The sequence below is a fragment of the Burkholderia sp. BCC0044 genome, from assembly GCF_902832955.1.
Lineage (GTDB): Bacteria > Pseudomonadota > Gammaproteobacteria > Burkholderiales > Burkholderiaceae > Burkholderia.
Genome location: NZ_CADFDO010000009.1, coordinates 35,264 through 57,324, shown reverse-complemented (window position 1 = coordinate 57,324; position 22,061 = coordinate 35,264). Strand labels below are relative to the sequence as shown.

Here is a 22,061-nt window from a genome sequence, read left to right as displayed (position 1 = left end):
CGCATCAACGCAGCAGCGCGATCGCGCGTTCGCCGATCACCATCCCGAGCAGGCCGACGAGCGCCACGAGCGGCGGGGCCGGCGAGCGCACGTGCAGCAGCGCGTACAACACGCCGACACCGACGCCCACCGCGAGCGAGGTCACGTAATCCATCATGGCGGTCTCCCGTTGGGTCTGGTGTCAGGGCTTGAGGATGACGCGCTCGCGCGCACCGGCCAGCACCGCGCGATACGCGTCGTGCGCACGTTCGAGCGGGTACACGTAGTCGTCGCCGATCGGGAACGGGCGCAGCGTGCCGTTGCCGAAGCCGGGCGCGAGCGTATCGAGGATCTGCGCGACCGCGGCCGCGCCGAGCTGCAGCGAATCGATGCCCACGAACGTGTGCTGGCCGCGATAGAACGCGAAGATGTCGAACGGCACGCTGCGCTCGATCGTCGAGATGAAGATCTGTCGCGCGCCGATCGCCATCGACGCGTTCGCCGCGTCGAAATACGGGCTGCCGACCGTGTTGTAGACGATGTCCGCGCCGTGGCCGCCGGTCAACTCGCACACCGCGTCGGCCACCGTCCGGCTCGACGCGTCGATCATGGGGACGTCGCCCGACGCGTGGCCGCGATAGTCGCCGGGCCCGCGCTCGACGCCGATCACGGTCGCGCCGCGCGCGGTGGCGAGCTGGATCGCGGCCTGACCGACCTTGCCGTTCGCGCCGAACACGAGCACGACGTCGTCGGCCGTCGGCATGCCGGCCCGGCGCAGCCCTTCGTACGCGGTGACGAACGGCACGCCCACGCCGGCCGCCTCGTCCAGCGTCAGCACGCCCGGCTTGCGGCGCACGTGCGCGGCGTCCAGCACGAGCCATTCCGCATGCGAACCGTCGCGCCCGACGCCGAGATCGCCGCCCGAGCCCCACACCGGCGCGCCGATCCAGTTGTCGGGGCCGCTGCGCACGATGCCGGCCCAGTCGCGCCCGGGCGTGCGCGGCCACACCGCATGCGGCATGCGGCCGAGCGCGGCCTTCACGTCGCTCGGGTTCACGCCGGCCGCGCGCACCTCGATCAGCATCTGGCCGTCGGCCGGTACGGGCGGGGCGATGTCCCGGACTCGCGCGTCGAGCGACTCGATGTCGGCGGCGGGGGTGTCGAGGCGGATGCTGCGCATGATGATCTCCATGAACGATGGCGGCCGTCCGGCCCGGCGGGCCGGCGCGTGCGGCGGATGAAACCGGTGAAGGCAGTCTAGTGGGCCCGGTTTGACGCGGAAACGTGCAAAGGCGGATGATTGCTTTGCGTTTTCCGCATAGCCAAATTCGCAGGCTCACGAATGGACGACTTCCTTTCCCCGCATCTCGCGCTATTCGTCGACGTGGTCGACCAGCAGAGCTTCTCGGCGGCCGCGCGCCGGCTCGGCGTCGCCGCGTCGTCGGTCACGCGCCGCATCGACCGGCTCGAGACGCAGCTCGGCATCCGCCTCCTGCATCGCACCACGCACGCGCTGCGGCCGACCGAGGCCGGGCAGCTGCTGTACGGGCGCGCGACGCGGATGCTGGCCGAGCTGCGCGGCTTGCAGGAAGACCTGCACAGCCAGCACGACGAACCGGGCGGGCTGCTGCGCGTCGACTGTCCGGCACCCTTCGGCCGACGGCACCTGATGGCCGCGCTGGCCGCGTTCATGCAGCGCTATCCGGCGCTGCAGGTCGACCTCGTGCTGACCGACAGCATGGTCGACCTGCAGGGCGCGCGGCTCGGCTCCGACGTCGATCTCGCGGTGCGCATCGGCCCGCTCGAGGACACGCGTTTCGTCGCGACGGTGCTGGCGCCGCAGCGGCGCGTGCTGTGCGCGAGCGCAGCCTACCTCGCCCGGCGCGGCGAGCCCGCATCGCCGGACGCGCTCGCCGGCCACGACTGTCTCGCGTGGCATGGCGCGCCGCCGCCCGGCGCCTGGCGCTTCGGCGAGCGCCGTCACGTACCGGCGCAGCCGCGGTTTCGCAGCAATCATTCGGAAGCGTTGCTCGAGGCGGCGATCGATGGGCTCGGTCTCGCGCACCTGCCGACCTGGCTCGCGGCGGACGCGCTGCGCGACGGACGGTTGCGTGCGGTGCTGCCGCAGTACGCGGCGGCGCCCGAGCCGGCGACGATTCACGTGCTGCGCCAGCAGGCGCGCGGCAGTGCGCGCACGTCGCGGCTCGTCGCGTTCCTCGCCACGTGGTTCGCGCAGCCGGCGTGGGATGCCGCGTGGGCGTGACGGCCGGCGAACGCCGCGCCGCATGAAAAAAGGGGCCTCGCATGCGAGGCCCGTCAACAGGTCGGAGAAACCGGTACGCCGGCCGGCGCCGCGAGTGGCGCGGCGCCGGCCGGATGCGCACCGTTACTGCGTCACTACCTTGCGCGGCTTGAAGAGGCCCTGGTATTGCCGTGCCGGGCGTTCCTTCGTCACCGTTTCGACGCCGCCGAAGGTCGGCGTCTGGCGCAGCTTCATCGCGGCCGGCGAAGCGACCGAACCGATCGACGTCGAGCGCGAGGCCGGCGCGAGGTTGTTCGCGACGAGCAGCGCCGCTTCGCTCTTCAGGTTCGCCAGCAGCACCGGATCGGTCGAGCTGTTGACCTGCGTGAGCAGCCCGCTCCAGGCGGCGTCGCTGTAGTTCACGACGTAGTAGTCGAGACCGCTCGGATCGGCGACCACGCCCGTGCAGCCGTCGATCCGCGTCTGCGCCTGCGTATCCTTCAGCGCGAGCGTCGTGCGTTTCGCGAGACCCTGGCCGTACGCAAGCGTGATCGGCACCGTCCACTGCAGGCCCGGATACGCGTTCTTGTTCGGGAACGGCTGCTGTTTCAGCGTGACGACCGTCTGGTTCTTCGTCAGGTCGCACTGCGTGTCGAGCGAGATCAGCGGCACGCCGGTCTGACGCACGTAGCTGTCGCCGATCGGGCCGACCGCCTGGCCGCTTTCCTTCGACAGCGCGTCCCACAGACGCTTCGGCGTCCCGTTGCCGAACGAGTAGTCGACCAGGTACTGCTGCAGACCCTTGCGCAGCGTCTGCTCGCCGAGATAGTTCTCGAGCGTCTTCAGCACGTGGCCGCCCTTGTCGTACGTGAACGCGCTCGCGCTCAGCACGAAGTCGTTCGACGCCCAGTCGTTGAAGTTCGGCGCGACCGGGAACGCGTTCGGGCCGATGTCACGATTGATCACGCGATACTTGTTCTTCACCTGGTCGAGCCAGCTGAACTCGTTGGGGAAGAACTGGATCGTCGTCTTCGTCTCGAAGAACGTCGCGAACGATTCGTTGAGCCACACGTTGTCCCACCAGTCGGTGGTCACGAGATCGCCGAACCACTGGTGCGCCACTTCGTGCGTCAGCACTTCGTTGCCGTAGTGCGACATCGGCTGGCCCGGCTGCGGCAGGATGTCGTCGGCGAACTCGAGGATCGACCCCCAGTTCTCCATCCCGCCGAAGTTCAGGTCCTTCTGGTCCTTGAACGCATCGTTCGCGGCCACCGTGTCGAACTTCGTCAGCGGCAGCGGGATGCCCGTGTAGCGGTAGTAGTAGTCGAGCGCCTGCTTGGTGCGGTCCATCGCCGGCTTCGCCCACTCGCTCATGCCCGGCGGCGTGAACACGCGCAGGTGCAGGCCGCCCTTGCCGCCCGGCAGCGGGCTCGTGAAGTCGTCCTCGTAGGTGTCGAACAGGCCGCCGCCGAAGAACAGCAGGTACGACGGCATCGGCGGGGTCTTCTCGAACTGCACGAGCTTGTAGCCGCCGCCGACGTTGGTCGACGGCTTCTCGGCCGCGTTCGACACGACGCGCCAGCTTTGCGGCACTTCGGCCGTCACTTCATAGGTCGGGCGGAACGCCGGCTCGTCCCAGCCGGGGAACCACTGGCGCGACAGGTTGGTTTCGCCCTGCGTCAGGATCGCGCCGCTCGTCTTGCCGTCGGTGCCCTTCAGGTCGACGCGGAACACGCCTTCCGCGGCCGAGCAGCCCGGATACGGATCGTCGCCGCAGCTGCCGCCCGTCTGCGTGGCCGGATCGTCGTACGACTTGAAGTTGATGATGCCCGACCACTCCATGTGCAGCGAATAATTGCCCGGCGCGATCGTGCCGGCTGTGGGGCGCAGCTGATAGAAGTCGCCCTTGTCCTGCGGCGTCGCGATCAGCTGGATGTTGCCCGGTTGCAGCGTGATGCGGCCGTTGGTGAACTTGATCCGGTGGCCGGCGATCACGATGTTGTTGACCGGCTTCAGCACCTTGATCTCGACGTCGGCGCGGCCGTCGAACGCGTTCAGCGCGTCGTTCGGGCGGAACCACAGCCGGTAGTTCACGGGCACCACGGTGTCCGGCAATTCGACAGGCGAGACGCTCTTGTCGACGTTCGATGCGCTCGGCGGCGCGGTGACGGCGGGCGACGAACTGGTATGCGGCGCGCCGGCGGAGCTGAGCGCGGAAGCGGAGCCCGCGCCGCCGTCGTCGCCGCCGCACCCGGCGAGCGCGAGTGCGGCGACGAGCGGCAGATAACGCATCTTGCGAATATGAATCGACATGACTGAAACCTCGATTGTTGAAAGAATCGTTCAGTGCTGCGAAAACGCCGGCAAAAGCAATCCCCTCGCCGTTTAATCAACAGCGAAAAAATGCCAATGACGGATTATTCGAAAAAGACGGCGCCGACTACGTAAAGGTAATCATGGTTTACTGCCCCCTCTGAATTTCCGGATGTCGGTTAACTGGCCGGTTCAAAATGGCCGGGCGCGTGTTGTACTGAATTGATTTCGCGCGCACGACACGGGGCCGCACGCCCGGCGCGGGCGCGCAATCCCTTTGAACCGACGACCTACGGGGCTGGCCGGGCCAGTCCGCAGGACGGAAGGACAGCGTGTCGCCGTCCCGTAAATTCGCCGTCATGCGGCTTCAAGGTTTGTCGGCTTGCTCCAAGGATGCGTAAATATACTTGATGGTTTTGGGTAAAGGAAACGAAAAATTTAGAAAGCGCGTCTATTGAATTCCGGGCGCTTCATTGAATGCTGAAAGTCATTAATACGCTTTCCGTTTGGCCGGTAATTTCGTAGTTTTAATCTATTAACGATCTTGCGGCGCCGCGGAAACTACGAAATCCAATGGCGGGCGGTACGGTCGGTACAATGCATCGACGACCCGTTCACCGATTGCCGCGAGGAGACCGCCCCATGCCGCGAGCCCTGTTCCGTATCGCGCCGCTGCGCGCCGTGCTGCTGCTGTTCGCGGCCGTGTTCCTGCTGGGCGGTTGCGCGGGGTTCACGCGCGAGCCGGTGCGCGTGTCGGTCGCCGGGCTCGATCCGCTGGTCGGGCAGGGCCTCGAGATGCGCTTCAGCCTGAAGTTGCGCGTGCAGAATCCGACCGATGCGCCGATCGACTACGACGGCATCTCGGTCGCGCTCGACCTGAACGGCACGCCGTTCGCGAGCGGCGTCAGCGATCGGGCGGGCACCGTGCCGCGGTTCGGCGAGGCCGTGCTCGACGTGCCGGTTTCGGTGTCGGCCTTCGCGGCCGCGCGGCAGGCGTGGAACCTGCCCGGCGCGGCCGCGAACGGCGAGCTGCCCTACGCGCTGCGCGGCCGGCTCGCCGGCAGCGTGCTGGGCACCGTGCACTTCAACGACGCGGGCACGCTGCGTCTGCCGACCCTGCCGGGATGGGGCGGGTAGGTCCTTCGGTCGGAATTCAACGTCGGTCAAATGTGTCGAAAAATTCACCATTTGACAGTCGTTAATGCTTATCTCCACGAAATGTCGATTTTTTGTCGACGCGCCCCTTACACTCGTCGATGTCCGAGGGTCGGACATTCTTTGAGGGGAAATCCATGGCGGCAAAATTCGAGCTCAAGAAGGCCGTGAACGGCCAGTACTACTTCCACCTGAAGTCGGCGAACGGCGAGATCATCCTCGCGAGCGAGCGGTACGAAGAGAAAAGCGGCGCGAGAAACGGGATCGCGTCCGTGCGGGAAAACGCGCCGCTGGACGCGCGCTACGAGCGCAAGCTCGCGCACAACGGTGAACCGATGTTCAATCTGAAGGCAGCCAACCACCAGATCATCGGCACGAGCGAGACGTACAAAACCGTGCAAGGGCGCGAGAACGGCATCGCGGCCGTCAAGCGCGATGCGCCCGTTGCGGAAACCGTCGATCTCGGCTGATCGACGGTTGCGCCGCGACGAACGCTTTCGGGCGGCCGTCGCGGCGCCTGTTTTGCCGGGTCGGGCAAAGCGCGGTATGGTGTGGGCCGCGCGGTGAATTCTCGCCGCCGTTGAAGCCAACCGTACCGAGTTCGTGACCGATTTCCCCCTTTTCCACTGGACCGACGCCGACGGCGTCGATCATGCCGTGCGCTGGCGCTCCGAAGCCGGCGTGCAACCGCCGAAGCGCGCGGTGCCCGCCGACGACCGCCTCACCGCCGACGCGGCCTACCGCCTCGCCTGCGAGGGCACCGCGCTCGTCTGGCAGGGCGACTTCCAGAATGCGCGCCAGCTCGTGCAGGCGATGGCGCGCCGTGTCGAACGCAAGCCGAAGAAGGCGAAAGCCGCAGCGGGCGTCGAAGCATTCAACCTGCATCGTCTCGCGCAATCGCAGCGCGCCCGCACGCTCGGCATGCTGCTGATCCCGCTCGACGCCGATTACGCGATCCCGCTGCGCCGCGCGCCCGACGTGCGGGCGGCCTGCGAGGAGGCGTACGGCCCCGGCGGCGCGCCGTCGGTCGTGTCGCTGCGCGAACTGCTCGGCCTCGTCGGCGCGCACGAATGGCGCAAGAAAGGCGTGCCGATCCCGGCGCTTGGCGGCGCGCCGATCCATCCGCACTACGGCGTGTTCTCGCCGGTGCGCGGCGAATACGTCGAGCTCGTCGCGCGTGCGCCGCTGCCGGCGACGTCGCTCGCGTTCGATATCGGTACGGGCACCGGCGTGCTGGCGGCCGTGCTCGCCGCGCGCGGCGTCGAGCGCATCGTCGCGACCGACCAGGATCCGCGCGCGCTCGCCTGCGCGCGCGAGAACGTCGCGCGGCTCGGTCATGCGGGCCAGGTCGAGATCGTCGAGGCCGACCTGTTTCCGCCCGGCCGTGCGCCGCTCGTGGTCTGCAACCCGCCGTGGGTGCCGGCCCGGCCGAGCGCGCCGATCGAATACGCGGTCTACGACCCGGACAGCCGCATGCTGCGCGGTTTCCTCGCGGGGCTGGCCGCGCATCTGGAGCCGGGCGGCGAGGGCTGGCTGATCCTGTCCGATTTCGCCGAGCATCTCGGGCTGCGGCCGCGCGACACTTTGCTGCAATGGATCGACGAAGCCGGCCTCGTCGTGCTCGGCCGCGACGACATCCGCCCCGCGCATCCGAAGTCGACGGATGCCGACGATCCGCTGCATGCGGCGCGCCGCGCCGAGGTCACGTCCCTGTGGCGGCTCGGCGCCCGGGCCTGACCGCGTATTTTCGGTAAACTACCGCCATTCCTCACGAATTTCCGCCGCCGGGCCATGGTCGACCGACCGTGGCCCGGCGGCGCTTCCCGATGTCGAACAAGACCCACGAAATCCGCCCGGAGCAGTCCATCGAGCTGCTGAAGGAACTGCACATCCTCACCCGCGACGGGAAGCTGAACCAGGACAGCCGCCGCAAGCTGAAGCAGGTCTATCACCTGTTCCAGTTCATCGAGCCGCTGCTCGCCGGCGTGCAGGCCGACAAGGGCCACGTGACGCTCGTCGATCACGGCGCCGGCAAGTCGTATCTCGGCTTCATCCTGTACGACTTGTTCTTCAAGCAGCAGCCGGGGCACGGCACGCCGGCGTTCGCGTCGCACGTGTACGGGATCGAGACGCGCGAGGAACTCGTCACGCGCTCGACCGAGCTCGCCGCGCGGCTCGGGTTCGGCGGCATGTCGTTCCTGAACCTGTCGGTCGCCGATTCGATCACGTCGCCGAAGCTGCCCGACACGGTCGACGTCGTCACCGCGCTGCATGCGTGCGACACGGCGACCGACGACGCGATCCGCTTCGCGCTCGCGAAGCGCGCGCAACACATCGTGCTGGTGCCATGCTGCCAGGCGGAAGTCGCGGGCGTGCTGCGCAAGAACAAGGGCAAGTCGCTCGCGAATGCGCTGACCGAGGTGTGGCGGCATCCGCTGCATACGCGCGAATTCGGCAGCCAGATCACCAACGTGCTGCGCTGCCTGCAGCTCGAGGCGCACGGCTACCAGGTCAGCGTGACCGAGCTGGTCGGCTGGGAGCATTCGATGAAGAACGAGCTGATCATCGCGCAGTACAAGAACCTGCCGCGCCGCAAGCCCGGCGAGCGGTTGAACGAGATCCTCGGGATGTTCGGGCTCGCCGAGCTGAACGAGCGCTTCTTCGTCGCACAAACCGCCGCGGCGGGCGGCGACGCCGTCGAGCCGGCCGAAGGCTGACGCGCGGCTGCACGGACGTACGGGCATGGCGCCCGCGCCGCGCCCGTTGCACGCCGTGTCACACGTCGTCGCCCGGCCGGCGCATCCATTCGCGCCAGCCTTCGTGGCCGAGGCGGCGCAGCGTTTCCTGATTCCTTTCGTAGATCGCGGACGCGTCCGGGAACGCGTCGACCGCGCGCGCGATGCTGTCCTCGCGCAGCAGGTGCAGGATCGGGTAGGGCGCGCGGTTCGTGTAGTTCTCGATGTCGTCGGGTTCGGTGCCGTCGAATTGGTATTGCGGATGGAAGCTCGCGATCTGCAGCACGCCGTCGAGCCGCAACTGCTGCACGAGCCGCTCGGCGAAGAACAGCGCATCGTTGTAGTCGACGAAATCGGCGAACGCGTGCGGGTAGATCACGAGCGTCGTATCGACCTGCTGCGGGTCCGCCGCTTCCAGCGTGCGCAGCTCGGTTTCGAGGTCGGCGAGCGCGTCTTCCAGCGTCGTCGCTTCGCTGATCGCGTAACGCACCTGTTCCTTCACGTAGACGCTTTTCGCGAACGGGCACAGATTGAGCCCGATCACCGCGCGCGCGAGCCAGTGCCGCGTGGCGGCGAGGATGTCGTCGTGCGAGTCGGGGCGGGCGTCGGTCATCGTGATACCAGTCGGGCGGAAGGGCGGCGAGGGCCGCATTGTAGCGGGCGCGCCGCCGGCGAACGCGCGGGGCCCGTCACGCGCAGGCCGCTTCGATCAGCTGCGTGACGAGCGCGGGCGCGATGCCGATCGGCGTTTCGCCGTGCCGGTAGGTCTGGCTCGCCGCGTAGATCCCTTCGACCACCAGCGCGAGCGCATCGGCGAGCGCCTGCGGCTGTCGCGCGCCGGCGCCTTCGCAAAGCGCGACGAGTCGTTTCATCAGCTGTTCCTTGTTCTGCGCGACGCGTTCGCGCGCCGGATGCGACGCATCCGGGAATTCGGCGGCGACGTTGACGAACGGGCAGCCGCGATAGTCTTTTTGCGTCGCGCGCTCGGCGAGATCGACGAAGTACTGGATCAACTGCGCCTTCGGCTGCCCCGGATGCTTCGCGGCGCTCGTGTCGAGCCGCTCGAAGAAGCACGCGTCCATCCGTTCCAGATACGCGAGGATCAGCTCGTCCTTCGACGAGAACTGGCGGTACAGGCTCATCTTGTTGACGCCCGCGCGCTCCACCACCGCCTCGACGCCGACCGTTCGCACGCCTTCCCTGTAAAACAGCTCCTCGGCGGCACGCAGCAGATGCTCCTGCGCGGTGGCGCCGTCGATCGGCCGGCGCGTGCGCCGCGCCAGCGGTTTGGCGACCTCGATGCCCGACATGATGACCCTCGACTACGTAATGGATTGCTTGACATGTTACCGACTGGTAACTACGATCGCAACACAGTTGTGACCGGTCGGTAACAATCGCGGCCGGATCGACAGACGAATGCCAAGCGTCGGCCCGGGTCAGCCGATGTTGAAATGCGCGGCGGAGGTGGCCTGGTCGGGGCGGAGCAGGCGCGAAGGTGCCGGCGCCGCCAACTGGAGAACGCGAAGATGAACTGGGCAGTGACACGAATCGGCGGGCGCTTCCATTACGGATGGCTCGCGGCGGCGGTGGTATTCCTGATCCTGCTGGCGGCGGCCGGCACGCGCGCGACGCCGAGCGTGCTGATGGTGCCGCTCGAACGCGAGCTCGGCTGGAGCCGCGCGGCGATTTCGCTGGCGATTTCGGTGAACATCGCGCTATACGGCCTGACGGGCCCGTTCGCGGCCGCCGCGATGCAGCGCTTCGGGCTGCGTCCGACGATCCTCACCGCGCTCGTGACGATGAGCGCGGGCGTCGCGCTGTCGTCGATGATGACGCAGAGCTGGCAGATGGTCGTGATCTGGGGGCTGATGGTCGGCTGCTCGACGGGCGTCGTCGCGCTGACGCTGTCCGCGACCTTCGTCACGCGCTGGTTCCATGCGCGGCGCGGCCTCGTGATGGGCATCCTGACCGCGAGCACGGCCACCGGCCAGCTCGTGTTCCTGCCGATGCTCGCGGCGATCGCGCAGCGCCACGGCTGGCGGCCGGTCGTGCTGGTCGTCGCGGTGGCGGCCGCGATCGTGATTCCGCTCGTCGCGTTCCTGCTGCCCGAGCGGCCGGCCGACGTGCAGCTGCGCCCGTACGGCGAGCCGGCCGATGCGCCGCCCGCGCCCGACGCGACGAAGGAGAACCCGCTCGCGGTCGCGTTCCGCACGCTGCTGATGGCGAGCCGCTCGCGCGACTTCTGGCTGCTGTTCTTCAGCTTCTTCATCTGCGGCGCGAGCACCAACGGCTATGTCGGCACGCACCTGATCGCGATGTGCAGCGACTACGGGATGACCGAAGTGCAGGGCGCGTCGCTGCTCGCGGCGATGGGCATCTTCGACCTGTTCGGCACGACGCTGTCGGGATGGTTGTCCGACCGTTACGACAACCGCGTGCTGCTGTTCTGGTATTACGGGCTGCGCGGGCTGTCGCTGATCTACCTGCCGCACGCGTTCGGGATCGATTTCTTCGGGCTGCCGCTGTTCGCGATGTTCTACGGGCTCGACTGGATCGCGACCGTGCCGCCCACCGTACGGCTCGCGACCGACGTATTCGGCAAGGCCGCGGCGCCGGTCGTGTTCGGCTGGATCGTCGCCGGCCACCAGCTCGGCGCGGCATTCGCGGCGCTCGGCGCGGGGTTGCTGCGCGCGAGCCTCGGCACCTACACGATCGCGTCGATGATCTCGGGCGGGCTGTGCATCATCGGCGCGCTGATCGTGCTGCGGATCAACCGCGGCCCGTCACGCGCGGCCGCGCAGGCCGCCTGATCGGGGCGGATCGGCCGGCCGCACACGCCGCGGCCGGCCATTGCACGCACGGAGATTTGCATAGCGCGGCAGGATCGGGCGCGCCGCCGCTCAAGCGGGTATGCTTGCGGTTTGCCGGGCGTTCGCGCCCCTTCATCGATGTCAGCGAGGAACCGCATGTCTGTCAAACCTGCTCCCACCACTGTTTCGATTCACGATCTGATCGCGGGCCGCTGGAGCCCCCGCGCGTATTCGGATGAAGCCGTCAGCGCCGGCGATCTCCACGCGGTGCTCGAAGCGGCACGCTGGGCCCCGTCCGCGTACAACGCGCAACCGTGGCGTTTCATCGTCTTCGATCGCACCCAGGACGAAGACGCGTTCAAACGCGCGTTCGCGACGCTGGTGCCGTTCAACCAGGGCTGGAATGCACCGGCGCCGGTGCTGATCGCGGTCACCGCGCACACGCTGACGCCGAAGGGCGAGCCGGCGCCGACCGCGCTGTACGACGCCGGCGCCGCCGCGATGTCGCTGGTGCTGCAGGCGCACGCGCTCGGCCTCGCCGCGCACCAGATGAGCGGGTTCGACGCGAAGGCGTTCCGTGATGCGTTCGAGATTCCGGCGGACGTCGCGATCGCGTCGATCATCTCGCTCGGCCACTACGGCAACGTCGACAAGCTCGATCCCGTGCTGCGCGATCGCGAGAAGGCGCCGCGCACGCGCCATGCGATCGGCGAAGTCGTCTACGCGGGGGCGTGGAAGAAGAGCTTCGACGCGGCGGCCTGACCCCGCGGGCGGGCAGGCTGCGTCGCGCATCCTGTCCGCGCCTGTTTCCGGCGCGCCACGCCGCGCGCCGTCGCCCCGGCGCCCGTTGCGCGGCCCCGGTGGCCGCCCCCGGTTGTGATCGCGCGGGCTTCATGTTAAAAAGCCCGTCCTTTCCGTTTTCGCGCCGGCCCTGCTGCGGCAATTTCCCATGACTTACTGCGCGATCGATTTCGGCACGTCCAATTCCGCCGTGGCGCTGCCCGACGGCGATGGCATGCGCCTCGCGCCCGTCGAGGGCGACCATCTGACGCTGCCCACCGCGATCTTCTTCAACAACGACGAAGAGACGGTCGAATACGGCCGGGCGGCGCTGGCCTCCTATATCGACGGCTTCGACGGCCGGCTGATGCGCTCGATGAAGAGCATCCTTGGCTCGCCGCTCGCGGAAACGACGACCGATCTCGGCGACGGCAGCGCGATCGCGTACACCGACATCATCGCGCGCTTCCTGACCCACCTGAAGCGCAAGGCCGAAGCGCGCGCGGGCGCGCCGATCGGCCGCGCGGTGCTCGGCCGGCCGGTGTTCTTCGTCGACGACGATCCGCGCGCCGACCGTCTTGCCCAGGATCAGCTCGAGGCGGCCGCGCAATCGGTCGGCTTCGCGGACGTTCACTTCCAGTACGAACCGATCGCCGCCGCGTTCGACTACGAGTCGCGCCAGCCGGCCGAGCGTCTCGTGCTCGTCGCCGACATCGGCGGCGGCACGTCCGACTTCTCGCTGGTCCGTGTCGGGCCGGAGCGGATGGCGCGGCTCGAGCGCAAGGACGACGTGCTGGCGCACCACGGCGTGCACGTCGCCGGCACCGACTACGACCGGCGTGTCGAACTGGCGGCGATCCTGCCCGCATTCGGCTACCGTTCGCTCGACCCGGAAGGGCGCGAACTGCCGAACAAGATCTACTTCGATCTCGCGACCTGGCACCTGATCAATACCGTCTACACGCCGAAGCGCGTCGGCGAGCTGAAGCTGATGAAGCACCTGTACCAGGATGTGCGGCAGTACGACCGGCTCACGAGCGTGGTCGAGCAGCGGCTGGGGCACGCGCTGATGGCGCGCGCGGAAGAAGCGAAGATCGGCGTCGCGGCGGGCGGGGAGACGATGATCGACCTGAACGACGTGGAAGAAGACTTGCTGATCGCATTCGACGCGGATCGCCTCGTCGACGCGAGCCGCGACGATACCGCGCGCATCGTCGACGCCGCGCGTGAGACGGTGCGGCTCGCGGGCGTGGCGCCGCGCGATGTCGGTGCGCTGTATTTCACCGGCGGTTCGACGGGGCTCGCGTTCCTGTCGGGCGCGCTCGCCGGCGCGTTCCCCGATGCGCAGCCGGTGTTCGGCGATCGCCTCGCGAGTGTCGCGACGGGTCTCGGCATTCACGCGCAGCGATTGTTCGGCTGAATGGGCGACGGCTGAAGGGCCGCCAAGCCGGACGGACGATCGACCGACCGGCGCCCAAAAACAAAAAGCCCCGCCGAAGCGGGGCTTTTTTACACGAATGATCGCGCCAGCTTAGACCGGACGGATGTTCGCAGCTTGCAGACCCTTCGGGCCCGTCTTCACTTCGAATTCAACCTTCTGGTTTTCTTGCAGCGTCTTGAAGCCTTCGACGCGGATTTCCGAGAAGTGCGCGAACAGATCGTCGCCGCCGCCTTCCGGGGTGATGAAGCCGAAGCCCTTTGCGTCATTGAACCACTTGACGGTACCGGTTGCCATGTTACTTGTTCCTAAAAAAATAAAACGGGGCCGAGGCCCATGGGGTGCGGAAAATCAAGGAAGGGGTAATAGGACCAACCGGAGTACCGTTGATGGGCGAACTACGAAAGAACCAATTCACTCGCCGCTTGAAATCCTGCGAAGTCCTTTATACGGCTAATCCGTCTGACGGTCAACCGTATTCCCGTGCTCTCAGGGTTATTGCGGAGATCAGGTTTACAAAGCTTGCAAGCGATGCGACTTTTTTGTAGGGGGCGATCGATTTTGGCGCCACGTTCGAGGTGCAACCGTTAAACTACGCGCCGCGTGGACGGGTTGCCCCGATCGGGTAACCCTCCCCCCAAGAATGCGTGCGCGGTGCTGTCCGAGCCGATCCCGGACCGCAAGCCGACCATGCTTTTTGAGACACAGGAGAGGATGTGAAGAGTTCTATTCAACGGAACATCGGCCCGTTTGCATTGATGCTGACGGGGCTGGGTTCGATTATCGGCTCGGGCTGGCTGTTCGGTGCCTGGAAAGCCGCGAAGATCGCCGGTCCGGCGGCGATCTGCGCATGGATCATCGGCGCCGTCGTGATTCTCGCGATTGCGCTGACGTATGCGGAACTGGGCGCGATGTTCCCCGAGTCGGGCGGCATGGTGCGTTACGCGCGCTACTCGCACGGTTCGCTGGTGGGTTTCATCAGTGCATGGGCCAACTGGATCGCGATCGTATCCGTGATCCCGATCGAGGCCGAAGCGTCGATCCAGTACATGAGCACATGGCCGTATCCGTGGGCGCACGCGTTGTTCGTGAACGGCGAATTGCAGACCCTCGGCCTGCTGCTGTCGGCCGTGCTGGTCGTCATCTACTTCATGCTGAACTACTGGGGCGTCAAGGCCTTCGCGCGGGCGAACACCGCGATCACGATCTTCAAGTTCCTGATCCCCGGCCTCACGATCCTCGGCCTGATGCTGACGAGCTTCCACTCGGAGAACCTCGGCGTCGCATCGAATGCGAGCTTCGCGCCGTACGGCTGGTCGGCCGTGCTGACCGCGGTCGCGACGAGCGGCATCGTGTTCGCGTTCAACGGCTTCCAGAGCCCGGTGAACCTGGCCGGCGAAGCGCGCAATCCGTCACGCAGCGTGCCGTTCGCGGTGATCACGTCGATCCTGCTCGCGCTCGTGATCTACGTGCTGCTGCAAATGGCCTATATCGGCTCGGTGAATCCGGCCGACGTCGCGAAGGGCTGGGCGCACTTCAACTTCTCGTCGCCGTTCGCGGAACTCGCGATCGCGCTGAACCTGAACTGGCTCGCGATCCTGCTGTATGTCGACGCGTTCATCAGCCCGAGCGGCACCGGTACGACCTACATGGCGACGACCACCCGCATGATCTACGCGATGGAGCGCAACAACACGATGCCGAAGATGTTCGGCAACGTGCACCCGATCTACGGCGTGCCGCGTCAGGCGATGTGGTTCAACCTGCTCGTGTCGTTCGTGTTCCTGTTCTTCTTCCGCGGCTGGAGCTCGCTCGCGGCGGTGATCTCGGTCGCGACGGTGATCTCGTACCTGACCGGCCCGATCAGCCTGATGGCGCTGCGCCGTTCGGCGACCGACATCGAGCGTCCGCTGTCGATTCCGCTGATGAAGCTGATCGCCCCATTCGCGTTCGTGTGCGCGTCGCTGATCCTGTACTGGGCGAAGTGGCCGCTGACGGGCGAAATCATCCTGCTGATGATCGTCGCGCTGCCGGTGTATTTCTACTTCCAGGCGAAGTCGGGCTGGACCGGCTGGGGCGCCGACCTGAAGGCCGCATGGTGGCTGGTCGCGTACCTGCCGACGATGGCCGTGCTGTCGCTGATCGGCAGCAAGGAATTCGGCGGTCACGGCTATCTGCCGTATGGCTGGGACATGCTGATCGTCGCGGCGATCTCGCTGGTGTTCTACTTCTGGGGCGTGAATACCGGTTACCGGACACAGTATCTCGACGAGCGCGAGTCGCACGACGAGATCCTCGAAGGGATCGGTGCCTGACGCCTGACCTGTCGCCGGATTCGGCGGCGGCAGGATGCAGCGCAAAAAAGCCCGCCCGAGCGCGATGCTCGGGCGGGCTTTTTGCTGGTTCGGCGGTTGCGCCGCCGTCCGGGTTCAGGCGCCGGCACTCGCGAACACGTAGTTCGTCATCGCGAGCACGCGCTGGTAGGTGCCGAGCGACTGGATGCCGAGCCGGTAGTCGTCGTCCGCTGCGCCGAGCGCCGTGAAGACCGGCAGCAGATGCTCGTCGGTCGGATGCATCAGCGCCGCGTGCGGCGCCTGGCGGCGGTAGTCGAGCAGCGCGTCGACGTCGCGCGCGGCCAGTTTCGCCTCGAACCAGTCGGTGAATTCCGCGACGCGCGGGTCCGCATCCTCGGGCGCCGCGCCGAAATCGGCGGCGCGCAGGTTGTGTGTGATTTGGCCCGAGCCGATCACCATCACGCCTTCGTCTCGCAGCGGCCGCAGCGCGCGACCGAGCGCGAAATGATGCGCGGCGTCCGCGCGCGGCTGGATCGACAGTTGCGCGACCGGCACGTCGGCTTCCGGAAACATCAGCAGCATCGGCACCCACGCGCCGTGATCGAGCCCGTGTTCGGTCGTCGCGGTCGCGATGCCGGCCGCGTTCAGCAGCGCGGCCGCGCGCTCGGCGACGTCGGGCGCGCCCGGCGCCGGATAGCGGATGTCGTACAGCGCCTGCGGGAAACCGTAGAAGTCGTGAATCGTGTCCGGATGGGCGGCCACGCTCGCGACCGGCTGTTGCGTGCCCCAGTGTGCGGACAGCATCAGCACTGCGCGCGGGCGCGGCAGTTCGGCGCCGAGGTGGGTGAACGCGCCGGACGGCAGCGTCGGGTCGATCGGCAGCGTCGGGGCGCCGTGAGACAGGTACAGCGAAGGCAAGCGGTTCATGGTGGTGACCTGCGAAAGGGTTTGCCTGTGACTATAGGCGCGTACCGTGCATTGATAAATCCGTGCTTTGGAATTTGATTGACGCTTGTTTGTTGATAATGCTCACAATGGAGCACGATCGGCTGCGGCTTTGCATCCATCGGAAGACGGGAAATCGACTGAGTTGCCGCTCAGTTCGGCGCAGATGTGCGGAGAAGGGGGGTGTTACTGCGTGTGCCGGATACCGGCCCATGGCGTCGTGAGCGGCGCGCTGAGCGCGAACAGGTCGAGCACGCGCGTGACGGTCTGGTCGACGAGTTCCTCGATCGTCTTCGGCATCGCGTAGAACGCGGGCAGCGGCGGAAAGACGATGCCGCCCATTTCGGTGACGGCGGTCATGTTGCGCAGATGCGCGAGGTTGAACGGCGTTTCGCGCACCATCAGCACGAGACGGCGACGTTCCTTCAGCGTGACGTCGGCCGCGCGCGTGATCAGGTTGTCGGACAGCCCGTGCGCGACGCTCGCGAGCGTCTTCATCGAACAGGGCGCGATCACCATGCCGTCGGTCGCGAACGAGCCCGACGCGATCGTCGCGCCGACGTCGCGCACCGAATGCACGACGTCCGCACGGCTTTCGACATCGGCCTTCGGCAGCTTCAGTTCATGCTGGATGTTGAGCCAGCCGGCGTTCGAAATCAGCAGGTGCGTTTCGACGCCGCCGGCGGCGCGCAGCAGGTCGAGCAGCCGCACACCGTAGATCACGCCGGTGGCGCCGGTGATCGCGACGATCAGCCGGCGCGGCGGCGCGCTGGGAGATGCCATCGAAAGGGGGCGGGTGCCGCGTGTTACGCGGCGGCGAACAGTTGCTGCAGTTCGCCCGACTGGTACATCTCCATCATGATGTCCGAGCCGCCGATGAATTCGCCCTTCACGTAGAGCTGCGGGATGGTCGGCCAGTTCGAGAATGCCTTGATCCCTTGGCGGATTTCGTCGTCCTCGAGCACGTTGACCGTCTTGAACTGGTCGACGCCGCAGGCCTTCAGCACCTGCACGGCGCGGCCCGAGAAGCCGCACATCGGGAATTGCGCGTTGCCCTTCATGAAGAGCACGACCTGGTTTTCGTCGACGATTTGCTTGATACGTTGTTGGGTGTCCATGACTGACCTTGCGTTTGCGGGGCGTTAGATCGAAATGATAGCGGATTTCAACCGGGCGGGCCGGGCATCAGCCCGGCAGGCGGCCGCCGGTCGTGCGGTCGATGGCGGCGAGATCGGCGAGCGATTCGACCGCGACGAAGCCGTGTGACGCCAGTATCGCGCGGACGGCTTCGGCCTGGTCGTAGCCGTGCTCGATCCACAGCGTGCCGCCCGGTTTCAGATACGCGCCGGCGCCCGCGACGATCGTGCGGATCGCGCTGAGGCCGTCGGCATCGTCGGTGAGCGCACCGCGCGGCTCGAAACGCAGGTCGCCTTGTGCGAGGTGCGGATCGTGCTGCGCGATGTACGGCGGGTTGCTGACGATCGCGTCGAACGCGAGCGCGGGATCGAGCGCCGCATACCAGTCGCTCTGCAGCCAGTGCAGCGGGCCGCCGGGGCGCCGCGCGTCGAGCAGCTTGCCGGCATTGCGTTGCGCGACCGCGAGCGCGGCCGGCGAACGGTCGAGCGCCCAGACGCGCGCATCGGGGCGCTCGGCCGCGATCGACACCGCGATCGCGCCGCTGCCGGTGCCGAGATCGAGCACGGCTGCGTGCGGCCGTCCGTCGATCGCGTCGAGCGCGGCTTCGACGAGCAGTTCGGTTTCGGGGCGCGGGATCAGCACGTCAGGCGTCACGTCGAACGGGCGACCGAAGAATTCGCGCATCCCGACCAGTTGCGCGACGGGCTCGCCGGCGACACGACGCGCTTCGAGCGCGCGATAGCGTTCGATCGCGGCGGCGTCGAGCGGCGCGTCGCCGCGCGTGATCAGTTGCGTGCGGGTCCAGCCGAGCGCATGCGCGAGCAGCACGCGTGCATCGACCGGGTCGAGCGGCGATGCGCGCAGCAGCGCGTCGGCGGTGGTGTCGGGCATCGCGGCCTCAGTCGGCTTCGCCGAGCGACGCGAGCAGCTCGGCCTGGTGCTCGACGACGAGCGCGCCGATCAGTTCGTCGAGATCGCCGTCCATGATCGCCTCGAGCCGGTACAGCGTCAGGTTGATCCGGTGGTCGGTCATCCGGCCCTGCGGGAAGTTGTACGTGCGGATTCGCTCCGAGCGGTCGCCGGAGCCGATCAGGCTCTTGCGTGTCGCCGCTTCCTTCGCGTGCTGTTCGTGATACTGCTTGTCCTTGATGCGCGCGGCGAGCACCTTCAGCGCCCGATCCTTGTTCTTGTGCTGCGAGCGATCGTCCTGGCATTCGACGACGATCCCGGTCGGAATGTGCGTGACGCGCACCGCCGAATCGGTCTTGTTGATGTGCTGGCCGCCCGCGCCGGACGCGCGGAACGTGTCGATGCGCAGGTCGGCCGGATTGATCTCGACCTCGCCGATCTCGTCGGCTTCCGGCATCACGGCGACCGTGCACGCGGACGTATGGATGCGCCCCTGCGTCTCGGTGGCCGGCACGCGCTGCACGCGATGGCCGCCCGATTCGAACTTCAGGCGCGAATACGCGCCCTGGCCCGCGATCCGCACGATCACTTCCTTGTAGCCGCCGAGGTCCGACGCGCTCTCCGACATCATTTCGACCTGCCAGCGCTGGCGTTCCGCGAAGCGCAGGTACATGCGCAGCAGGTCGCCCGCGAACAGCGCCGATTCGTCGCCGCCGGTGCCCGCACGGATTTCGAGGAAGATGTTGCGGTCGTCGTTCGGATCCTTCGGCAGCAGCATCTTCTGCAGCTCGGTCTCGAGACGCGCCATGCCCTCGCGCGCGCTGCGGATTTCGTCTTCCGCGAAATCGCGCATCGACGGATCGGCGAGCAACTCCTGCGCGGCCGTCTCGTCGCCGCGCGCCTGGCGCCATAACGCGTATTGCTCGACGACCGGGCCGAGTTCCGCATGTTCGCGCGTCAGCTTGCGGTACTGGTCGAGGTCGGCCGTGACGTTTTCGCGGCTCAGCAGGTCGTTCAGTTCGGCCAGCCGTGTGGACAGCTGGTCGAGCTTGCGTTGCATGCTCGTCTTCATGGTGTGGAGCGACGCTCCCGGGCAAGGGGTATTCGGAAAGGATAGGCCGGCGGCGGGACAACGACCGGCCGGCGGCAGGGCGACCGGCCGGCGCTAGTGGCCGGATTGGTCGTTCGAGCGCGGTGCGTGCTGGTAGAAGCCGCGCATCAGGTCGATCAGCGAATCGCGATCGGCGCCGTTGACGCGGTTGAGCGCGCTCGTCGGGCCGTGGATCAGCTTGTTGGTCAGCGCCTGCGACAGCGCCTCGAGCACGGCAGCCGGATCGTCACCGCGCGCGAGCAGCTTCTGCGCCTTCTCGACTTCGGCCCGGCGCAGCGCGTCGGCCTGCGTATGCATGTGCCGGATCACCGGCACGACGCTGCGCGTGTCGAGCCATTGCATGAAATTCTGCACGCGCGTCTCGATGATCGCTTCGGCCTGCGCGACCGCGGCCTGGCGCGATGCATTGCCTTCGCGCACGATCGCGCCGAGATCGTCGACGGTGTAGAGGAACACGTCCTTCAGCTTGCCGACTTCGGGCTCGATGTCGCGCGGCACCGCGAGGTCGACCATGAAGATCGGCCGGTGACGGCGCGCCTTCACCGCACGCTCGACCGCGCCGAGGCCGATGATCGGCAGCGTCGACGCGGTGCACGACACGATGATGTCGAACTCGTGCATGCGGGCGGGCAGGTCGGCCAGCGGCATCGCGCGGCCGTTGAAGCGTTCGGCGAGCCGCTGCCCGCGTTCGGCCGTGCGGTTCGCGACGACGAGTTCGCGCGGGCCTTGCGCGGCGAAGTGCGTCGCGCACAGCTCGATCATTTCGCCGGCGCCGATGAACAGCACGCGCTGATCCGACACCTTTTCGAAGATTCGCTGCGCGAGGCGCACCGCGGCGGCGGCCATCGACACCGACTGCGTGCCGATTTCGGTCGTGCCGCGCACTTCCTTCGCCACCGCGAACGTGCGCTGGAACAGCTGGTTCAGATAGGTGCCGAGCGCGCCCGCTTCCGTCGCGGTGCGAACGGCATCCTTCATCTGGCCCAGAATCTGGGTTTCGCCGAGCACCATCGAATCGAGGCCGGACGCGACGCGAAACGCGTGCCGGACCGCTTCCGACTGCGGCAGCGCATAGACGTGCGGCGCGAGTTCGTCGACCGGAATCCGGTGATACTCCGACAGCCAGCGGACCGCGCCTTCACGGGCCGCGCGATCGTCGGTCGCGCAATACAGTTCGGTGCGGTTGCAGGTGGAGAGGATCGCCGCTTCGGGCGTATTGGGCGCCTGCGGGCCGAGAAGCACGTTCTTGAACGTGACGAGAGCCGGCTTGATTTGCTCGAGCGGAAACGCCACGCGTTCGCGCAGGGCGACAGGCGCAGTGTGGTGGTTGATTCCGATCGTGAGGAGTTGCATATCGAGGGCTATCGTTTAGCCCCATATTATAGCGTTTCAGCGATTTCCTCACTCGCTGCATACCGGGCATCGGCGTGGCGGGGCCGCGAATTTGGGGGCTCGATCGGCACGCGATCGAGCTGATAGCCGAAGCCGTAGAGCGGCAACAACCGGTAGCCGCGCTCCGGAAGCAGCTGCAGTTTGCTGCGCAGCCGGGACGCGTGCGTGTCGAGCGTGCGCGACTTCATGTCGCGGCGGCGGCCCCATACCGTTTCGAGGATATGGGCGCGCGACACGGGCCGCGCCACGTTCGTGAGCAGCAACTGCGCGAAACGGAACTCCTTCGGCGTGAGTGAAACGATTGCGTCGCCGAAACGCACGAGGCAATGCGTCGCGTCGAATGCGTATTCGCCATACATTTCGCGCGAGCGGGTGGGCGCCCGCCGTACGCCGGCGCGCCGGCTCAGTGCGTTGACGCGCGCGAGAAACTCGGGCCCGCTCACGGGGCGCACGAGGCAATCGTCGGCGCCCGCGTGCAGGCACGACACGATTTCGCTTTCGCGCGCCGACTGCATCATGGCAATGGCCGGCAGCCCGGGCAGGATCGCCTGCGCGCGCGGGATGACTTCCTGCGCCGGCCGGTCGCCGGCCCAGTGGCCGGTGACCAGCATGTCGCAGGTGTTGTCGGCGGCGAGCCACTCGAAGAAGGCGGTGCTGGACGGAAACGCATGGCACACATGACCGCCCGCGAAGAGCAGGCGGTTCAGGAGTGCGGTATGGCGCGACTCCGGATCGATCAGAGCGATTCGCATGACGATTTCTTCAATACGGCAGCCGGTGTGCGCTTGCCATAACGTCGAGTCGGCCCCTAAACTCGA

At 67.2% G+C, this 22,061-nt stretch carries 22 protein-coding genes; 9 read left to right on the top strand and 13 right to left on the bottom strand.

The annotated features are described in order from the left end of the window. Positions 1-4: 4 nt before the first annotated feature. The gene (locus tag HWX14_RS34425) at positions 5-157 is read right to left on the bottom strand and encodes a DUF1427 family protein (RefSeq protein ID WP_011694128.1); all 153 of its coding nucleotides are present in this window, start codon (positions 155-157) and stop codon (positions 5-7) included. Positions 158-181: 24 nt separating this feature from the next. After that, positions 182-1,159, bottom strand: coding sequence for a zinc-binding alcohol dehydrogenase family protein (locus HWX14_RS34420; RefSeq protein WP_175886557.1), 978 nt, complete (start codon positions 1,157-1,159; stop codon positions 182-184). A 162-nt stretch (positions 1,160-1,321) separates the two neighbouring features. Between HWX14_RS34420 and HWX14_RS34415 the strand changes: the two genes are divergently transcribed. Further along, entirely contained in the window at positions 1,322-2,242 is a 921-nt protein-coding gene (locus tag HWX14_RS34415) for a LysR family transcriptional regulator (protein WP_175886556.1), read from the top strand. A gap of 123 nt (positions 2,243-2,365) precedes the next feature. Here the strand turns inward: HWX14_RS34415 and HWX14_RS34410 are convergent, their stop codons facing one another. Then, on the bottom strand, positions 2,366-4,534 hold the full coding sequence (locus HWX14_RS34410) for a M1 family metallopeptidase (RefSeq protein WP_175886555.1): 2,169 nt from the start codon (positions 4,532-4,534) through the stop codon (positions 2,366-2,368). Between the two features lie 642 nt (positions 4,535-5,176). Here HWX14_RS34410 and HWX14_RS34405 point away from each other — a divergent pair. From HWX14_RS34405 to HWX14_RS34390, 4 genes are all read left to right on the top strand, one after another. Next, complete coding sequence (locus tag HWX14_RS34405) at positions 5,177-5,671, top strand: LEA type 2 family protein (protein ID WP_175886554.1); 495 nt, start codon at positions 5,177-5,179, stop codon at positions 5,669-5,671. A 155-nt stretch (positions 5,672-5,826) separates the two neighbouring features. After that, complete coding sequence (locus tag HWX14_RS34400) at positions 5,827-6,159, top strand: YegP family protein (RefSeq protein WP_175886553.1); 333 nt, start codon at positions 5,827-5,829, stop codon at positions 6,157-6,159. Positions 6,160-6,292: 133 nt separating this feature from the next. Continuing rightward, the gene (locus HWX14_RS34395; RefSeq protein ID WP_175886552.1) at positions 6,293-7,426 is read left to right on the top strand and encodes a class I SAM-dependent methyltransferase; all 1,134 of its coding nucleotides are present in this window, start codon (positions 6,293-6,295) and stop codon (positions 7,424-7,426) included. An 89-nt stretch (positions 7,427-7,515) separates the two neighbouring features. Beyond that, the gene (locus HWX14_RS34390; RefSeq protein ID WP_175886551.1) at positions 7,516-8,406 is read left to right on the top strand and encodes an SAM-dependent methyltransferase; all 891 of its coding nucleotides are present in this window, start codon (positions 7,516-7,518) and stop codon (positions 8,404-8,406) included. A 58-nt stretch (positions 8,407-8,464) separates the two neighbouring features. On the opposite strand, the gene HWX14_RS34385 is transcribed toward HWX14_RS34390, so the two are convergent. Together HWX14_RS34385 and HWX14_RS34380 are read right to left on the bottom strand one after the other, a co-directional pair. Beyond that, positions 8,465-9,037, bottom strand: a complete 573-nt coding sequence (locus tag HWX14_RS34385) for a DUF1415 domain-containing protein (protein ID WP_175886550.1) — start codon at positions 9,035-9,037, stop codon at positions 8,465-8,467. Positions 9,038-9,113: 76 nt separating this feature from the next. After that, positions 9,114-9,734 carry a TetR/AcrR family transcriptional regulator gene (locus HWX14_RS34380; protein ID WP_175886549.1) on the bottom strand — a complete coding sequence of 207 codons (621 nt, stop codon included), beginning with the start codon at positions 9,732-9,734 and terminating at the stop codon, positions 9,114-9,116. Between the two features lie 219 nt (positions 9,735-9,953). Here HWX14_RS34380 and HWX14_RS34375 point away from each other — a divergent pair, with 219 nt between their 5' ends. The 3 genes from HWX14_RS34375 (at position 9,954) to HWX14_RS34365 (ending at position 13,437) form a co-directional block, all read left to right on the top strand. Beyond that, complete coding sequence (locus tag HWX14_RS34375) at positions 9,954-11,237, top strand: MFS transporter (protein WP_175886548.1); 1,284 nt, start codon at positions 9,954-9,956, stop codon at positions 11,235-11,237. Between the two features lie 156 nt (positions 11,238-11,393). Beyond that, complete coding sequence (locus HWX14_RS34370) at positions 11,394-11,999, top strand: nitroreductase family protein (protein ID WP_074801443.1); 606 nt, start codon at positions 11,394-11,396, stop codon at positions 11,997-11,999. 187 nt (positions 12,000-12,186) lie between these two features. Then, a complete protein-coding gene (locus HWX14_RS34365) occupies positions 12,187-13,437 on the top strand; it encodes an Hsp70 family protein (protein ID WP_175886547.1) in 1,251 nt (416 codons plus the stop codon). A 111-nt stretch (positions 13,438-13,548) separates the two neighbouring features. On the opposite strand, the gene HWX14_RS34360 is transcribed toward HWX14_RS34365, so the two are convergent. Then, the gene (locus HWX14_RS34360; protein ID WP_006477070.1) at positions 13,549-13,752 is read right to left on the bottom strand and encodes a cold-shock protein; all 204 of its coding nucleotides are present in this window, start codon (positions 13,750-13,752) and stop codon (positions 13,549-13,551) included. 419 nt (positions 13,753-14,171) lie between these two features. On the opposite strand from HWX14_RS34360, the gene HWX14_RS34355 reads away from it, so the two are divergent. Continuing rightward, positions 14,172-15,770: an APC family permease gene (locus HWX14_RS34355; RefSeq protein WP_175886546.1), complete on the top strand. Its 1,599-nt coding sequence runs from the start codon at positions 14,172-14,174 to the stop codon at positions 15,768-15,770. A gap of 114 nt (positions 15,771-15,884) precedes the next feature. On the opposite strand, the gene HWX14_RS34350 is transcribed toward HWX14_RS34355, so the two are convergent. From HWX14_RS34350 to HWX14_RS34320, 7 genes are all read right to left on the bottom strand, one after another. After that, positions 15,885-16,676 (bottom strand): class III extradiol ring-cleavage dioxygenase, encoded by a 792-nt coding sequence (locus tag HWX14_RS34350; protein WP_175886545.1) that lies wholly within the window; start codon positions 16,674-16,676, stop codon positions 15,885-15,887. 204 nt (positions 16,677-16,880) lie between these two features. Then, a complete protein-coding gene (locus HWX14_RS34345) occupies positions 16,881-17,477 on the bottom strand; it encodes a UbiX family flavin prenyltransferase (protein WP_175886544.1) in 597 nt (198 codons plus the stop codon). A gap of 23 nt (positions 17,478-17,500) precedes the next feature. After that, complete coding sequence (grxD, locus tag HWX14_RS34340) at positions 17,501-17,812, bottom strand: Grx4 family monothiol glutaredoxin (RefSeq protein WP_006477066.1); 312 nt, start codon at positions 17,810-17,812, stop codon at positions 17,501-17,503. A 67-nt stretch (positions 17,813-17,879) separates the two neighbouring features. Then, entirely contained in the window at positions 17,880-18,722 is an 843-nt protein-coding gene (gene prmC / locus HWX14_RS34335; protein WP_175886543.1) for a peptide chain release factor N(5)-glutamine methyltransferase, read from the bottom strand. 7 nt (positions 18,723-18,729) lie between these two features. Then, positions 18,730-19,812, bottom strand: a complete 1,083-nt coding sequence (gene prfA, locus HWX14_RS34330; protein ID WP_175886542.1) for a peptide chain release factor 1 — start codon at positions 19,810-19,812, stop codon at positions 18,730-18,732. A 93-nt stretch (positions 19,813-19,905) separates the two neighbouring features. After that, positions 19,906-21,204, bottom strand: a complete 1,299-nt coding sequence (gene hemA, locus HWX14_RS34325; RefSeq protein WP_175886541.1) for a glutamyl-tRNA reductase — start codon at positions 21,202-21,204, stop codon at positions 19,906-19,908. Positions 21,205-21,230: 26 nt separating this feature from the next. Continuing rightward, on the bottom strand, positions 21,231-21,995 hold the full coding sequence (locus HWX14_RS34320) for a response regulator transcription factor (RefSeq protein ID WP_175886540.1): 765 nt from the start codon (positions 21,993-21,995) through the stop codon (positions 21,231-21,233). Positions 21,996-22,061: the final 66 nt, after the last annotated feature.

Excerpts from the sequence above, each read along its gene's own strand:
- HWX14_RS34425 (WP_011694128.1), bottom strand. The coding sequence starts at position 157 with ATGATGGATTACGTGACCTCGCTCGCGGTGGGCGTCGGTGTCGGCGTG.
- HWX14_RS34420 (WP_175886557.1), bottom strand. The coding sequence starts at position 1,159 with ATGCGCAGCATCCGCCTCGACACCCCCGCCGCCGACATCGAGTCGCTC.
- HWX14_RS34415 (WP_175886556.1), top strand. The coding sequence starts at position 1,322 with ATGGACGACTTCCTTTCCCCGCATCTCGCGCTATTCGTCGACGTGGTC.
- HWX14_RS34410 (WP_175886555.1), bottom strand. The coding sequence starts at position 4,534 with ATGTCGATTCATATTCGCAAGATGCGTTATCTGCCGCTCGTCGCCGCA.
- HWX14_RS34405 (WP_175886554.1), top strand. The coding sequence starts at position 5,177 with ATGCCGCGAGCCCTGTTCCGTATCGCGCCGCTGCGCGCCGTGCTGCTG.
- HWX14_RS34400 (WP_175886553.1), top strand. The coding sequence starts at position 5,827 with ATGGCGGCAAAATTCGAGCTCAAGAAGGCCGTGAACGGCCAGTACTAC.
- HWX14_RS34390 (WP_175886551.1), top strand. The coding sequence starts at position 7,516 with ATGTCGAACAAGACCCACGAAATCCGCCCGGAGCAGTCCATCGAGCTG.
- HWX14_RS34385 (WP_175886550.1), bottom strand. The coding sequence starts at position 9,037 with ATGACCGACGCCCGCCCCGACTCGCACGACGACATCCTCGCCGCCACG.
- HWX14_RS34380 (WP_175886549.1), bottom strand. The coding sequence starts at position 9,734 with ATGTCGGGCATCGAGGTCGCCAAACCGCTGGCGCGGCGCACGCGCCGG.
- HWX14_RS34375 (WP_175886548.1), top strand. The coding sequence starts at position 9,954 with ATGAACTGGGCAGTGACACGAATCGGCGGGCGCTTCCATTACGGATGG.
- HWX14_RS34370 (WP_074801443.1), top strand. The coding sequence starts at position 11,394 with ATGTCTGTCAAACCTGCTCCCACCACTGTTTCGATTCACGATCTGATC.
- HWX14_RS34365 (WP_175886547.1), top strand. The coding sequence starts at position 12,187 with ATGACTTACTGCGCGATCGATTTCGGCACGTCCAATTCCGCCGTGGCG.
- HWX14_RS34360 (WP_006477070.1), bottom strand. The coding sequence starts at position 13,752 with ATGGCAACCGGTACCGTCAAGTGGTTCAATGACGCAAAGGGCTTCGGC.
- HWX14_RS34350 (WP_175886545.1), bottom strand. The coding sequence starts at position 16,676 with ATGAACCGCTTGCCTTCGCTGTACCTGTCTCACGGCGCCCCGACGCTG.
- HWX14_RS34345 (WP_175886544.1), bottom strand. The coding sequence starts at position 17,477 with ATGGCATCTCCCAGCGCGCCGCCGCGCCGGCTGATCGTCGCGATCACC.
- grxD (WP_006477066.1), bottom strand. The coding sequence starts at position 17,812 with ATGGACACCCAACAACGTATCAAGCAAATCGTCGACGAAAACCAGGTC.
- prmC (WP_175886543.1), bottom strand. The coding sequence starts at position 18,722 with ATGCCCGACACCACCGCCGACGCGCTGCTGCGCGCATCGCCGCTCGAC.
- prfA (WP_175886542.1), bottom strand. The coding sequence starts at position 19,812 with ATGAAGACGAGCATGCAACGCAAGCTCGACCAGCTGTCCACACGGCTG.
- hemA (WP_175886541.1), bottom strand. The coding sequence starts at position 21,204 with ATGCAACTCCTCACGATCGGAATCAACCACCACACTGCGCCTGTCGCC.
- HWX14_RS34320 (WP_175886540.1), bottom strand. The coding sequence starts at position 21,995 with ATGCGAATCGCTCTGATCGATCCGGAGTCGCGCCATACCGCACTCCTG.